The organism is Pseudonocardia wallangbongensis, from assembly GCF_054486945.1.
The window spans coordinates 864,205-878,185 of the sequence record NZ_JBRERS010000002.1 but is presented as its reverse complement, the minus strand read 5'-3'; the positions used below and the strand labels follow the sequence as shown (position 1 = coordinate 878,185).

Below are 13,981 nucleotides of genomic sequence, written 5' to 3'. Positions count from 1 at the left end.
CTCCCCGGCAAGTGCGATGATTGACTACGTGGAGTCTCCGTCGAGCGCGCCGCGGGCCGAAGCCCTCGTCGATCTCGCCGCTGTCCGCCACAACGTGGAGGTGCTTCGCGCGGCGGCCTCGACAGCCGAGCTGATGGCGGTGGTCAAGGCCGACGGGTACGGGCACGGCGCGGTGCCGGTGGCGGAGGCGGCGCTGGCGGCGGGCGCGTCCTGGCTGGGTGTGTGCACGCTCGAGGAGGCCGCCGAGCTGCGTGGGGCCGGGATCACGGCGCCGCTGCTGTCGTGGCTGCACCTGCCGGACGACGACTTCACCGATGCCGTCGGCGCCGACGTGGACCTCTCGGTCGCGTCGAGGTCGCACCTCGCCGCCGTCATCGCCGGTGCCCGGCGCGCGGGCCGTCCGGCGCGGGTGCACCTGAAGGTCGACACGGGGTTGTCCCGGGGCGGCGCGCAGCCCGCGGAGTGGCACGGCCTGCTCGACGACGTCGAGAAGGCGGCCGCCGACGGGCGGGTGGAGGTCGTGGCGGTCTGGTCCCACCTGGCCAACGCCGACGTCCCCGGCCACCCCTCGCTCGACGCGCAGGCCGCGCGGCTCACCGCGGCGTGGGAGGCGGCCCGCGAGCGCGGGTTCGCGCCGATCCGGCACCTCGCGAACGCCGCGGCCACGCTCACCCGCCCCGACCTGCACTTCGACCTGGTCCGGCCGGGGATCGCGGTCTACGGGCTCGACCCGCTGGGGCGCCCGCCCGCCGAGACCTCCCTCCGGCCGGCGATGACGCTGCGCGGCCGCGTGGCGCTGGTCAAGCGGGTGCCGGCCGGCGAGGGCGTGTCGTACGGGCACGAGTGGACCACCCCGTGCGCCACCACACTGGCCCTCGTGCCGCTCGGGTACGCCGACGGCGTGCCGCGCCGGTTGGGCGGGCGGATGCGGGTGTGGCTCGCCGCCGGCCTGCGACCGGTCGTCGGCCGCGTGAGCATGGATCAGGTCGTGGTGGACTGCGGGGACGACGCGGACGTCCGGGAGGGTGACACAGCGGTGTTCTTCGGGCCCGGTGACGACGGTGAGCCGACCGCGCAGGACTGGGCGGACGAGCTCGGCACCATCCACTACGAGATCGTGACGGGCGTGCACAGCAGGCGAGTGAGCCGTACGTACACCGGGGCCGCCGGGTGAGACGAGGACAGATCTGGGGGGCCGTCGCCGGAGCGACCGGCGCGGCGGTCACCGGTGTCGCCGTCGGCGTGGCCGCGCGGAAGCATTCACGGGTCGCGGCGGAGCGCAGGCGGCTGGCGGCACAGCTGTCGGAGAAGCCGCCGCAGCTGGCCGGGCTGCCGGAGAGCGAGCCGTCGTCGGTCACCGCCGACGACGGGGTGCGCCTGTCCTGCGAGGAGATCGAGGCGCGCGACGGCAACCCGGCGCTCACCGTGGTGCTGGTGCACGGCTTCGCGCTGGACCGCCGCACGTGGCACTTCCAGCGCCAGTCGCTGCCCGCGCTCTCCGACCCGTCGATCCGGGTGGTGCTCTACGACCAGCGCAGCCACGGCCGTTCGGAGCGCGCCCCGCGGGAGAGCTGCACGATCGAGCAGCTCGGCCACGACCTCGACGCGGTGATCAGGGCGCTGGCCCCCGAGGGTCCGCTCGTGCTCGCCGGCCACTCGATGGGCGGTATGACGATCATGGCGCTCGCCGAGCAGAACCCGGCGTTGTTCGCCGAGCGCGTGGCCGGGGTCGCGCTCGTGTCGACGTCGGCGGGCGAGGTGGCGAGCGGTGGTCTGCCGGGCACCCTGCTCTCCCGGCACAACCCGCTCACCCGCGGCGTCGGGTTGGTCGCGCGGTTGCAGCCCACCCTCGTGGAGACCGCGAGGCGGGCGCTGGGGGAGGTCCTCTGGTCCCTCACCCGCAGCTTCGCCTACGGCGACCGCAACGTCGCGCCCTGGCTGGTCGACCTCGTGGACACGATGATCAGCACCAACGCCGTCGACGCGTTGATCGACTTCACGGACACCGTCAACAGCCACAACCGGGTCGCCGCGCTGCCCGCGCTGGCGGGCTGCGACGTGCTCGTGGCGGCGGGCGACGCCGATCGCGTCATCCCCGTCAGGCACAGCGACGTGATCGCGGCCGAGTTACCGGCCGCCCGGCTGATCCACTTCCCGGGCGTCGGGCACCTGCCGATGCTGGAGCAGCCGGCCGCGATGGACGAGGCCCTGATCGATCTCATCCGGCGCAGCGCCGACCGCGTCCGCCCGCGCCGATACCGGTGGCGCGCATGACGACGTTCACCGAGACGGGACTGGAGTTGGAAACAGAGCTGGTACTGCCCGAGCCCGCCGACACGGAGGCGCTCGGCGAGCGCCTCGCCGCCGAGCTGGGGCCGGGCGACCTCGTCGTGCTGTCCGGGCCGCTCGGCGCCGGCAAGACCGTGCTCGTGCGGGGCATCGCCCGCGGGCTCGGGGTGGCCGGACCGGTCACCTCCCCGACGTTCGTGATCGCCCGCGAGCACCGGCCCCTCCCCGGCGGCCGCGGCGTGCCGCTCGTGCACGTCGACGCCTACCGCCTCGGCGGGGCCGCCGAGCTGGACGACCTCGACCTCGACACCGACCTCGCCGAAGCGGTCGTCGCCGTCGAGTGGGGCGAGGGCGTCGCGGAGCGGCTGGCCGAGCGGCACCTGCTCGTGCGGCTGCAACGGCAACCGGACGACGTGCGCACCGCCACCGTGTCCCGCATCGAGGAGCTGTAGTGCCGGTGATCGAAGCCGTGATCTTCGACTGGGGCGGCACCCTGAGCCCGTGGAAGACGGTCGACAACCTCGCGGGATGGCGCCTGCTCGCCGACGTCCTGCACGAGGGCGACGCGGAACGGGCCGCCGTACTCGCCGACGCCCTGCTCGTCGCGGAGGACGCCCGCTGGGCGGCGGTGCGCGACGAGCACCGGGCGTTCACGATCGCGCAGGTGCTGGCCGATGCCGCCGCGCACCACCCGGCCGACGTGCCGGCGGCGGTGCACGATGCCGCGCTGGCCGTCCACCGCGAGTTCTGGCTCGGCCAGCTCCCCACCGACCCCACCGCTCCTCCGGTGCTGCGCGCCTTGCGCGAGCGCGGGCTGAAGCTCGGGGTGCTGTCGTCCACCTCGTGGCCGCGCGACTGGCACGAGGACCGGTTCCGCACCGACGGCGTCCTGGACCTGTTCGACGCGTGCGTGTGGTCGAGCGACCTGGAGTGGACCAAGCCGCACCCCACGGCGTTCCGGGCCGCGATGGACGCCGTGGGCGTCGACGACCCCGCGCTGTGCGTCTACGTGGGCGACCGCCCCTACGACGACATCAGCGGCGCCAAGGCCGTGGGCATGCGGGCCGTGTTCGTGCCGCACTCGACGATCCCGGTGGCGCAGCAGGTGCCGGTGGACGTGCATCCCGACGCCGTGCTGCACCGGCTCACGGACCTACCCGACCTCATCGCGGACTGGTGAACCCACGCTCGTAGGCTCGGGTCGTGCTGGTCCTGGCCATCGACACCGCAACGCCCGCCGTCACCGCGGGGGTCGTCGAGCTGACCACCGACGCCGTCCTGCTGCGGGCCGCGCGCGTGGAGCACGACGCCCGCAAACATGCCGAGCTGTTGATCCCGGCCGTGCACGCGGTGTGCGCCGATGCCGACACGTCGTTGCGGGGGATCGCCGCGATCGTCGTGGGTGTGGGGCCGGGGCCGTTCACCGGGCTGCGGGTCGGCATGGTCACCGCCGCCGCGCTGGGCGACGCGCTCGACGTCCCGGTGCACGGCGTGTGCTCGCTCGACGCGATCGCCGTCGACGCGGCCGGGGAGGGGCCGCTGCTCGTCGTCACGGATGCCCGGCGCCGCGAGGTCTACTGGGCCGCGTACGACGACGCCGGTGGCCGGGTCGACGGGCCGCACGTGCAGGCGCCGGCCGCGGTGGTCGAGCGGGCCCGCGAGCTGGGTGCCGTGGCGGCGGCCGGCGGGTCGGCCGCGCTGGTCGGGCCGGCGGTGCGCCCGCCGGAGTCGCCGTCGCCCACGGGGCTCGTCGCGGTCGCGGCGCCGGCCCTGCGCGCGGGCGCGGCACCCGACCCGCTCGAACCGCTGTACCTCCGTCGCCCCGACGCCGTGGAGCCCGGCGCCCGCAAGCGGGTGGGCGCCTGATGCCCGCCACCGTCCAGATCGACACGCTGCGCGAGTCGGACGCCGCGCGCTGCGCGGAGCTGGAGCGGCTGCTGTTCCCCGGCGACGACCCGTGGAGCGAGCGCGCGTTCCGCGACGAGTTGCGGGCCGGTCACCCGTACCTGGCGGCGCGGGACGGCGAACTGCTCGTCGGGTACGCGGGGCTCGGGTTCGTCGCCGGGCCGCCGCAGGTCGAGGCGGAGATCCACACGATCGGCGTGGACCCTGCCCACCAGCGGCGCGGCATCGGCCGGGCGTTGTTGCGCGGGCTCCTCACGGTGGCCGACGAGCTGGGCGCCACCGTGTTCCTCGAGGTCCGCACGGACAACGAGGCCGCGCGGGCGCTCTACGAGATGGAGGGCTTCGCCGTCGTGGGCCTGCGCAAGCGCTACTACCGGCCCAGCGGCGCGGATGCGTACACGATGCGGCGGGGATCGAGTTCATGATCGTTCTGGGGATCGAGACGTCCTGCGACGAGACCGGCGTGGGCGTGGTGGCCGTCGCCCACGACGGCGGCGTCACGTTGCTGGCCAACGAGGTGGCGTCCTCTGTGGAGGAGCACGCGCGGTTCGGCGGCGTGGTGCCGGAGGTGGCGTCGCGGGCGCACCTGCAGGCGATGGTGCCCGCCGTGCACCGTGCGCTCGCCACCGCGGGCGTGACCGGCCGTGACGTGGCGGCGGTCGCGGTGACCGCCGGCCCCGGGCTCACCGGCGCCCTGCTCGTCGGGGTCGCCGCCGCGAAGGCGTACGCCGCCGCGTGGGACGTGCCGCTGTACGGCGTGAACCACCTCGCCGCCCACGTCGCCGTCGACACGCTGCAGCACGGCCCGCTGCCGCCCGCGCTCGCGCTGCTCGTCTCCGGCGGGCATTCGAGCCTGCTGGACGTGCCCGACCTGGCCGGCCCGGTCACCCCGCTCGGCGCCACGATCGACGACGCGGCGGGGGAGGCGTTCGACAAGGTGGCGCGGCTGCTCGGGCTCCCGTTCCCCGGCGGGCCGCACATCGACCGCGTCGCCCGCGATGGCGACCCCGCCGCGGTCGCGTTCCCCCGCGGCCTCACCGGGCCGCGCGACGCACCCTTCGACTTCTCCTTCTCCGGCCTGAAGACGGCCGTCGCCCGCCACGTCGAGGCGCTCGAGCGGGCCGGTACCCCGGTCCCGGTGCCGGACGTGGCCGCGAGCTTCCAGGAGGCCGTCGTCGACGTGCTGACGGCGAAGGCCGTGCGCGCCGCCCGGGAGCGCGGGATGGACACCCTGTTGCTCGGCGGCGGTGTGGCCGCCAACTCGCGGCTGCGGGTGCTGGCGGAGGAGCGATGTGCCGCGGCCGGGATCCGGCTCCGGGTGCCCCGGCCGGGCCTGTGCACGGACAACGGGGCGATGGTGGCGGCGCTGGGCGCCCACCTCTTCGCGGCTGGCGCGAAGCCCAGCCCGGCCGACCTGCCGGCCGACTCCGCCCTCCCGGTCACCGAGGTACTCGTCGGCTGAGGGCGCTCACACACGAACTCCGGCGCTGACACACCAACTGCAGTTGGTGTGCGACGACGCAAGTTGGTGTGTCAGCCGGGGTTCATCCTGCCGCACACCGCCCCCCGGGCCGCCGCTACGCCGAGGCGTGGGACAGCAGGCGCAGCTCGTCGTCGGTCAGCTGCAGCCGCAGCATCGGCAGCAGGGCGGCCAGCTGTTCGGGGTTACGGGCGCTCGCGATCGGCGCGGTGACGGTCGGCTGCTCGGCGAGCCACGCGAGCGCCACGGCCGCCACCGGGACCCGGTGGCCCGCGGCGATCTCGTCCAGCACCGCGAGGACGGCGCGGCCGCGGTCGTCGAGGTAGGCGAGCGCCCCCTCGGAGCGCTCGCTCTCGACCCGCGTGTCGGGCCGGTACTTGCCGGTGAGGAAGCCCTTCGCGAGCGCGTAGTACGGCATGCAGGCGAGGCCCTCGCTCTCGACGAGCGGGGCGAGCGCGTTCTCGTAGTCCTCGCGCTCCATGAGGTTGTAGTGCGGCTGCAGCGCCACGTAGGGGGCGAGGCCGTCCCGGGCGGAGACCTCCAGGGCCGACCGCAGCCGCTCGGCGGTGAAGTTGGAGGCGCCGAGCGCGCGCACCTTGCCGGCCCGGACGAGCGCGTCGAACGCGTCGGCGGTCTCCTCCTGCGGCGTGTCCTCGTCGTCGCGGTGGGCGTAGTAGAGGTCGATGTGGTCGGTGCGCAGCCGCCGCAGCGAGTCGTCCGCGGCCGCGGCGATGTTCTTCGCGGACAGCCCCTTGCGCTCCGGCCAGGAGCCCACCTTCGTGGCGATCACGACGTCGTCGCGGTTGCCGCGCGCCTGGATCCACTCCCCGATGAGCGCCTCCGACTCGCCGCCCGAGTTGCCCGGCGCACGCCAGAAGTAGGAATCGGCGGTGTCGACGAAGTTGCCGCCCGCGGCGACGTACGCGTCGAGCACGGCGAAGGACGTATCGCGGTCGGCCGTCCAGCCGAAGACGTTGCCGCCGAGGCAGAGCCGTGTGACGTCGAGGTCGCTCGAGCCGATCTTCACCATGGTTCACAAGCCTACGAGCAGCGGCGGAGGGGCGCAGACGCGGCGGGGGTGTCGGCGTTGAGGCCTGGCACTCTCATGGGTAGAGTGCCAACGGTACGGCCCGGACGCTCCGGCACCCGCGACGACGGGGCGCCCGCGCGCTGTCCACCAGAACCCATTCAGCGAGTGCACGCACCCCAGGAAGGGGAGGTCATCAAGTGGCGAACATCAAGCCGCTCGAGGACAAGATCGTCGTCCAGGCCAGCGAGGCCGAGACCACCACCGCGTCCGGCATCGTCATCCCGGACACGGCCAAGGAGAAGCCGCAGGAGGGCAAGGTCCTCGCGGTCGGCCCCGGTCGCATCGACGACAACGGCAACCGCGTCCCGCTCGACGTGAGCGTCGGCGACGTCGTCATCTACTCGAAGTACGGCGGCACCGAGGTCAAGTACAACGGCGAGGAGTACCTCATCCTCTCCGCCCGCGACGTGCTCGCGGTCGTCAACTGACCCACCCCGTGTCACCGCCGCCCCGGTGGTCCCTCGACCGAGCGGGCCGCCGGGGCGGTGGCGTGTTCAGCTGAGTAGAGAGAGGCAGGCATGCCGAAGCAGATCAGCTTCGACGAGACGGCGCGCCGCGCGCTGGAGCGCGGGGTGAACCAGCTGGCCGACGCGGTCAAGGTCACCCTCGGCCCGCGCGGTCGCCACGTCGTGCTGGACAAGAAGTTCGGTGGGCCGACCGTCACCAACGACGGCGTCACCATCGCACGTGAGATCGACCTGGAAGACCCGTTCGAGAACCTGGGCGCCCAGCTCGCGAAGACCGTCGCCACCAAGACCAACGACGTGGCGGGCGACGGCACCACCACCGCCACCGTGCTCGCACAGGCGATGGTGGCCGCAGGCCTGCGCAACGTCGCGGCCGGCGCCAACCCGACCGCGCTCGGCAAGGGCATCGCGCTCGCCGCCGAGAAGGTGGCCGAGGTGCTCAAGGAGAAGGCCGTCCCGGTCGAGGGCAAGGCCATCGCGCAGGTCGGAGCCATCGCCTCCCGCGAGGAGGAGATCGGCGCGCTGATCAGCGAGGCGCTGGAGAAGGTCGGCACCGACGGCGTCATCACCGTCGAGGAGGGCTCCACGCTCGCCACCGAGCTGGAGATCACCGAGGGCCTGCAGTTCGACAAGGGCTACCTCTCGCCGTACTTCGTCACCGACGCCGAGTCGATGGAGGCCGTGCTCGAGGACGTCTACGTCCTCCTGCACCAGGAGAAGATCGGCGCGATCGCCGACCTGCTCCCGCTGCTGGAGAAGGTGCTCGGTGAGGGCAAGCCGCTCCTCATCGTGGCCGAGGACGTCGAGGGCGAGGCGCTGTCCACCCTCGTGGTCAACTCGATCCGCAAGACCGTGAAGGTCGCCCCGGTCAAGTCGCCGTTCTTCGGCGACCGCCGCAAGGCGTTCATGGACGACCTCGCGATCGCCACCGGCGGCACGGTCATCAAGCCCGAGGTCGGCCTGAAGCTGTCCGAGGCCGGGCTGGACCTGCTGGGCCGGGTCCGGCGCGCCGTGGTCACCAAGGACACCACCACCCTCGTCGAGGGTGCCGGGTCCAAGGAGGCCATCGACGGGCGCATCGCGCAGCTGCGGCGCGAGATCGAGGAGACCGACTCCGACTGGGACCGCGAGAAGCTGCAGGAGCGGCTCGCGAAGCTCTCGGGTGGTGTCGCCGTCATCAAGGCGGGTGCCGCCACCGAGACCGCCCTCAAGGAGCGAAAGCACCGCATCGAGGACGCCGTCTCGGCCACGCGTGCCGCGGTCGAGGAGGGCATCGTCCCCGGCGGTGGTTCGGCGCTGGTGCAGGCCGCGAAGGCGCTCGAGGGCGCCCTCGGCCTCAAGGGTGACGAGGCCACCGGTGTCGCCGTCGTGCAGCGGGCGCTCTCGGCACCGCTCTACTGGATCGCCGCCAACGGCGGTCTGGAGGGCGCGGTCGTCGTCGGCCGCGTCGCCGACCAGGAGTGGGGCCATGGCTTCAACGCCGCCAGCGCCACCTACGGCGACCTGCTCGCCGCCGGCGTGATCGACCCGGTCAAGGTCACCCGGTCCGCCGTGGTGAACGCCGCGTCGATCGCTCGGATGGTGCTCACCACCGAGAGCTCGGTCGTCGACAAGCCGGAGCCGCCGGCCCCCGCCGCAGGGGGCCACGGCCACGGGCACGGTCACGGTCACTGATCGGACAAGCCCGAGCGATTCACCCGCCGAACGGCACCCTCGTCCGCGAGGGTGCCGTTCGTCCGTATAGGGCCGGGGTTGCCCCGCCCCCGAACTGCCGTCGACGATGGTGCGGTGGCCCACACCGCGCACGCGCCGGGTCTCACGGTGTCCGCGACGGCCCGCCGGCTCGGGGTGGCTCCCGGCACGCTGCGCACCTGGGACCGCCGCTACGGGATCGGACCGAGCGATCACGCGCCCGGGCGGCACCGCCGCTACTCGACGGCCGACGTGGCCCGGCTCGAGCTGATGCAGCGGGCTCTCGTGCGCGGGGTGTCCCCGGGTGACGCGGCGCGCTACGCGATCTCGGTCCCGGTACCCGAAGGTGTGCCGGCACCGTCGGACGTGGGTGAGGGGCGGCCGCGCGGCGGGGGTCGCGGGCCGGGGTTGCCCGGGGCGGGTGGCCGCGCCCGCGGCCTGGGACGGGCCGCGTCGGCCCTCGACTCCGTGGCGGTGTCCGACCTGCTGGCCGAGTCGGTGCGTGGCGCCGGGGTCGAGGCCACGTGGGACGAGGTCGTGTGCCCGGTCCTCGGGGCGGTCGGCACCCGCTGGGCCGACACCACCACGGGTGTGGAGGTCGAGCACCTCGTCACCGCCTGCGTGAGCGCCGTCTTCGGGGCGCTCCTGAGCGGTGCGGCAGAGGATGCCCGGGACGCGCGCCCCGTGCTCCTCGCGGCCGTGCCGGGGGAGCACCACACGCTGCCGATCCTCGCCCTCGCCGCGGCGCTGCGGGTGCACGGTGTCGCCCACCGCTACCTCGGAGCGGACCTGCCGGTCGACGCCCTCGCGGCGGCGGCCCGGCGTACGGCTCCGGTCGCCGTCGTGCTCTGGTCGCTGCGACCGGACACCGCCGACCCGCGGATGCTCGCCACCATGCCCCGCACGCGCCCCCGCTTCCGCACGTTCGTGGCGGGCCCGGGGTGGTCCGGCGCGGCGCTCCCGCAGCGCACCGGGCGGCTGACGTCGCTCCGCGCCGCCGTCGCGACGATCAGCGCCGCGGTCCTGGTGTGACGCGAGCGCCCCACCCCCGCGCCACGGCGTTCGGTGCCCACCCGGACGCCGCCGTACGCGTGCGCCCCGGGATGCCGGCCGTCGATCGGTGGCTGGTGGCCGTGACCCTCGGCGGCCAGGGCCGGTACGCCGCGGCCGCCGCCGTCCTGGACGACCTGTTGCGGGCGCCGGGGGTGCCCCCGGCGGTCGTGGCCCACGCCGCCATCACCCTGGCTGCGCATCGCCGTCAGCTCGGCGGGCATGCCACCGCGCGCCGCCTCGACGCGCTGGGCCTGCGGCTCGCGGCCGCGGCGCCCCGGGGCCCGCTCGACGCCGACGGGACCGACGCGCGTGCCGCCCGCGTCGACGCGCTGGTCGGGCTGGCCGCCGACGCGGTCGGCCCGGGTGCGGTGGGCCAGGCACAGCGGCTGTTGGACGCCGCGGCCGGTGCGATGCGAGGGCACCCGGCGTGGCGCCCCGCCGTCCGGCTGGGCTGGGTGCGCGCCGAGTTGGCGCTCCTGCGCGGCGATGCGGCGGCGGCGGTCGCGCCGGCCCGGGCCGCCCTCGAGCTCGCGACGGCCGCCGGATCGGTGCGGCACGTGCTCAAATCGCGGATCGTGCACGCCGTCGCAGAGGTGGTTGCGGGTGGTGACACCGGCCTGGCGCTCGCCGAGCTCGACGCCGCGGCCGAGCACGCCGAACGGGCCGGGCTGCTGTCCCTCGTCTGGCCCGCCCGGTTCGCCGCGGCGGACCTCACACAAGAGGCCCCGAACGGAGTCTCGACAGCAAACGACCCTGCCGCCCGAACGGCGCAGCGGTCGGTGAACGGCCGGCCGAGCGACGCGCCACGCCGACGACACGCCGGGACCGCCACGGTGAGCGTCATCCTGCGGCGATGTGACCCCGTTGGGAGGCGCCTGATGAGGGAGGGTCTGGGCCTACCTGGTCGGCTCCCGGTAACCTGACTACTCCGTTCGGACCTACGTCACCCACATGACGAGTGCCACTTGGCGCAACACTCCCGAATGGAGGGCACAAACCGGCCCTGATCGTGTCAAGGTGAGCTTGTCACCCGCCGATGAGGGGGGTGACACATCACCCGGCTGCAGGAAGCTGCAGGAAGGAATCGTCGTGACGACGGTACTCATCTGCGACGATCGTCGCAGCGTCCGCGAAGGCCTGACCCGCGTGATGTCCGCGGTGCCGGGGGTGCACCGGATCGATTGCGTTGCGCATGGGGACGAGTTGCTGGCGAGGTTCTCCCGTCAGCCGGTGGACGTGGTTCTGGTCGGCACCCAGCGTGCGGTGCCCACCGGGGTCGAAGCCACGCGGCGGCTGGTCGCCGCCCACCCACAGGCCAACGTCATCGTCTTCGGCGCCCCCGACGACGCGGGCAGCATCGCTGCCGCGATTGCCGGTGGTGCGCGCGGCTACCTGCGTTGGGACGCGTCGCGTCCCGAACTGGTGGCCGCCCTCGCGCACACGCTGGCGAGCACGGCCGTGCCGACGCCCCGTGCACCCACCGATCCCGGCGTGCAGCTCACCGAGCGCGAGCTCCAGGTGCTGCGCGGCATGAGCCAGGGCAAGAGCAACGGCCAGATCGGCCGCGAGCTCTACCTGTCGGAGGACACGGTCAAGACCCACGCCCGGCGGCTGTTCCGCAAGCTCGGCGTGCGTGACCGTGCCCAGGCCGTCGCCCACGGCTTCCGCAGGGGTCTCGTCTCCTGACGTCCGGCTCCGACCGCTGCCGGACGCGACGAGCGCGGGGAGCGGCGCCGTGAGGCGCCGTTCCCGCTCGCGCTCCGCGTTCCACCTGTCCCTGTGGTGCTCGATCGCTCGTTGCTCGTTCCATGCGCGCTTCCGCCTGCTCCGGCGTGAACCCTCCCGCGCACTTCACTGCCACTCGCGCTCCGTGTGCGAGTAGGCAGTTCTCACCCCCGCGGTGTCGTCCTCCCGCGGCGGTTCCGGCACCCGATCGGGTGGTCATCGTCCGGGTTCGGCAACCGAGAGCCTCCTTCGTGCGTCTACCTCAGCAGACGAAGTAGCCCATCCCGGTCCGCCGAGCGGCTTCGCTACGGTGGTCCGTAATGAGGCACGGTTGAACACTCTCCGTGGTCAGCCTCACGAACGGATGATGCCGAACATGTTCCGTAACGCGCGAACCACGGTCCGCGATGAGTGAGCAGACAGACGTACCCGACGAACTGGTGGCCCGCGCCATGACGGGCGATCCCCAGGCCGTCGGGTCCGTGATCGCACTCATCCGGCCCATGGTCGTGCGCTACTGCCGGGCGCGCCTGGGCCGAGTGGACAGGTCGTCGGTCTCCGCCGACGACGTCGCGCAGGAGGTGTGTTTGGCCGTGCTCACGGCCTTGCCCGGATACCGCGTGCAGGGACGCCCGTTCCTCGCGTTCGTGTACGGGATCGCCTCTCACAAGGTGATCGACGCACATCGGGCAGCCACCCGCAACCGGTCGGAGCCGGTCGCGGACATCCCCGACGCGGCCGAGTCGTCCGACGGGCCCGAGCAGCGCGCGCTGCGGATCGAGTTGTCGAGCGAGATGGGCAAGCTGCTCGACACGCTCCCCGACAAGCAGCGGGAGATCCTCGTGCTGCGCGTGGTCGTCGGCCTGTCGGCCGAGGAGACGGCAGATGCCGTCGGCTCCACCCCGGGAGCGGTCCGGGTGGCGCAGCACAGGGCGCTCGCGCGCCTCAGGAAGTCGATGCCCGAGGAGGAGGTGGTCTGAGTGCCCGACGACACGCGCCACCCCTTCGGTGGCCACAACGGCCACGGCCGAGATCAGAACGGCACGAACGGGTCGCGGCCACCTGACATGGAGGCGCAGCCGGTGGCCTTCGACGACGTCGCCGAGCCGGTCGACCTGGTCGCCGTGCAGGCCGACGACGAGCTCATCAACGCCCTCGCCGCCGGGATGTCCGTGTCGGCACCCGGGCTGGGGGGCTACGACGCCGACGACCGAGTTGCCGCGATCCTCGCCGCCTGGAAGGCGGACGTCGACGCCGAGCCGATCCCGGATCTCGTCGACGCCGACACGGCCGTGTCCACGGTGCTCGCCGCGCGCCCGTCGTCCGGTCGCGCCCGGCACCTGGTGCCGGTCGCCGCGGCCGCCGCGTTCCTCGTGCTCGTGATAGGCGGTGTGTCCGTCAGCTCGTACAACGCTCAACCGGACGACGCCCTGTGGGGCATCTCGAAGGTGCTCTACAGCGAGCGTGCCGAGTCGGTGGAGGCGGCCGCGCGCGTCGAGGATCGGATCGACAACGCCAAGGACGCGCTCGCCTCGGGTCAGCCGGTGCTCGCCGCGCAGGAGCTCGCGCAGGCCAACAAGGACCTCGACGTCGTGCGTCCCCAGGAGGGGCAGAGCGAGCTCGCCGAGGCGCAGGACTTCCTCCGGGCGAAGGCCGCCGAGACCCCCGAGGGGCAGAAGGTGAACCCGGCGTCGCCGCTCGCCACGCAGCCCTCCCGGGAAGTGCCGGAGAGCGTGCGGGAGCCGCGGCCGTCGGAGTCCGAGGACGCGGACACCACCACCGAGGACCCGGACTCCTCGTCGGCCACACCCGAGGGCGAGCCCGGCCCCGAGGTCGCCAGCACGCCCGACGACCCCACCGGCAGCGGCACCACCCGCCCCACCGCTGATCCGCGGCGTGCGGCCGCCCCTGATCAGGGGAGCTCGACGCCCACGACCAAGCCGACCCCGGCCCCCGGTGACGGGCACGGGGAGGGCAAGCCGGACAAGCCGACGAGCGGGAACAACCCGCCGGCCACCTCGGAGGGCAAGCCCGACCCCACCACGACGCCGGCACCGCCGCCCAGCAACGAGGGCGGGGGCGACGCGCCCGACACCGGCGGTCCGAGCGCGTCCGGCGCGGAAGCCCCGGCCACCGGCAACTGACACCGGCCACGACGAAGCCCCCCGATCTCCACCGGATCGGGGGGCTTCGTCGTGGTGGTCTGCGGCGTCAGGAGCGCGCTGAAAGGCCCCGACCTACTGCGCGACGCCCAGGCGGCCACCTCGCTGCGTTGTCCTC

Annotated in this window: 15 protein-coding genes; 14 read left to right on the top strand and 1 reads right to left on the bottom strand. The window is 73.9% G+C overall.

All coding sequences use genetic code 11. The annotated features are described in order from the left end of the window. Window positions 1-16: 16 nt before the first annotated feature. From alr to tsaD, 7 genes are read left to right on the top strand one after another with little or no spacing between them, the layout of a single operon-like run. Window positions 17-1,174, top strand: coding sequence for an alanine racemase (alr, locus tag ACU436_RS10530; RefSeq protein ID WP_459024020.1), 1,158 nt, complete (start codon window positions 17-19; stop codon window positions 1,172-1,174). Continuing rightward, on the top strand, window positions 1,171-2,274 hold the full coding sequence (locus ACU436_RS10525; RefSeq protein ID WP_459024019.1) for an alpha/beta fold hydrolase: 1,104 nt from the start codon (window positions 1,171-1,173) through the stop codon (window positions 2,272-2,274). Before alr ends, ACU436_RS10525 begins: the two co-directional genes overlap by 4 nt. Next, complete coding sequence (gene tsaE / locus ACU436_RS10520) at window positions 2,271-2,741, top strand: tRNA (adenosine(37)-N6)-threonylcarbamoyltransferase complex ATPase subunit type 1 TsaE (RefSeq protein WP_459024017.1); 471 nt, start codon at window positions 2,271-2,273, stop codon at window positions 2,739-2,741. The genes ACU436_RS10525 and tsaE overlap by 4 nt, the downstream gene beginning before the upstream one ends. Continuing rightward, window positions 2,741-3,469, top strand: a complete 729-nt coding sequence (locus tag ACU436_RS10515) for an HAD family hydrolase (protein ID WP_459024016.1) — start codon at window positions 2,741-2,743, stop codon at window positions 3,467-3,469. The genes tsaE and ACU436_RS10515 overlap by 1 nt, the downstream gene beginning before the upstream one ends. A gap of 23 nt (window positions 3,470-3,492) precedes the next feature. After that, window positions 3,493-4,155: a tRNA (adenosine(37)-N6)-threonylcarbamoyltransferase complex dimerization subunit type 1 TsaB gene (tsaB, locus tag ACU436_RS10510; RefSeq protein ID WP_459024014.1), complete on the top strand. Its 663-nt coding sequence runs from the start codon at window positions 3,493-3,495 to the stop codon at window positions 4,153-4,155. Then, entirely contained in the window at window positions 4,155-4,619 is a 465-nt protein-coding gene (gene rimI, locus ACU436_RS10505; protein ID WP_459024012.1) for a ribosomal protein S18-alanine N-acetyltransferase, read from the top strand. The genes tsaB and rimI overlap by 1 nt, the downstream gene beginning before the upstream one ends. Next, the gene (gene tsaD / locus ACU436_RS10500; RefSeq protein ID WP_459024010.1) at window positions 4,616-5,656 is read left to right on the top strand and encodes a tRNA (adenosine(37)-N6)-threonylcarbamoyltransferase complex transferase subunit TsaD; all 1,041 of its coding nucleotides are present in this window, start codon (window positions 4,616-4,618) and stop codon (window positions 5,654-5,656) included. The genes rimI and tsaD overlap by 4 nt, the downstream gene beginning before the upstream one ends. A 115-nt stretch (window positions 5,657-5,771) precedes the next feature. Here the strand turns inward: tsaD and ACU436_RS10495 are convergent, their stop codons facing one another. Beyond that, entirely contained in the window at window positions 5,772-6,704 is a 933-nt protein-coding gene (locus tag ACU436_RS10495; RefSeq protein ID WP_459024009.1) for an aldo/keto reductase, read from the bottom strand. A 197-nt stretch (window positions 6,705-6,901) separates the two neighbouring features. On the opposite strand from ACU436_RS10495, the gene groES reads away from it, so the two are divergent. The 7 genes from groES to ACU436_RS10460 all read left to right on the top strand — a co-directional run bounded on the left by groES (window position 6,902) and on the right by ACU436_RS10460 (window position 13,845). After that, window positions 6,902-7,192 carry a co-chaperone GroES gene (gene groES, locus ACU436_RS10490; protein ID WP_142051053.1) on the top strand — a complete coding sequence of 97 codons (291 nt, stop codon included), beginning with the start codon at window positions 6,902-6,904 and terminating at the stop codon, window positions 7,190-7,192. A gap of 90 nt (window positions 7,193-7,282) precedes the next feature. Continuing rightward, a complete protein-coding gene (groL, locus tag ACU436_RS10485) occupies window positions 7,283-8,905 on the top strand; it encodes a chaperonin GroEL (RefSeq protein ID WP_459024007.1) in 1,623 nt (540 codons plus the stop codon). Between the two features lie 114 nt (window positions 8,906-9,019). Next, a complete protein-coding gene (locus tag ACU436_RS10480; RefSeq protein ID WP_459024005.1) occupies window positions 9,020-9,955 on the top strand; it encodes a MerR family transcriptional regulator in 936 nt (311 codons plus the stop codon). Next, complete coding sequence (locus tag ACU436_RS10475; RefSeq protein ID WP_459024004.1) at window positions 9,952-10,899, top strand: hypothetical protein; 948 nt, start codon at window positions 9,952-9,954, stop codon at window positions 10,897-10,899. The genes ACU436_RS10480 and ACU436_RS10475 overlap by 4 nt, the downstream gene beginning before the upstream one ends. A 166-nt stretch (window positions 10,900-11,065) precedes the next feature. Next, entirely contained in the window at window positions 11,066-11,662 is a 597-nt protein-coding gene (locus tag ACU436_RS10470) for a response regulator transcription factor (RefSeq protein ID WP_075942692.1), read from the top strand. 446 nt (window positions 11,663-12,108) lie between these two features. Beyond that, complete coding sequence (locus ACU436_RS10465) at window positions 12,109-12,681, top strand: sigma-70 family RNA polymerase sigma factor (protein ID WP_459024003.1); 573 nt, start codon at window positions 12,109-12,111, stop codon at window positions 12,679-12,681. Next, window positions 12,682-13,845: an anti-sigma-D factor RsdA gene (locus ACU436_RS10460; RefSeq protein WP_459024002.1), complete on the top strand. Its 1,164-nt coding sequence runs from the start codon at window positions 12,682-12,684 to the stop codon at window positions 13,843-13,845. Window positions 13,846-13,981: the final 136 nt, after the last annotated feature.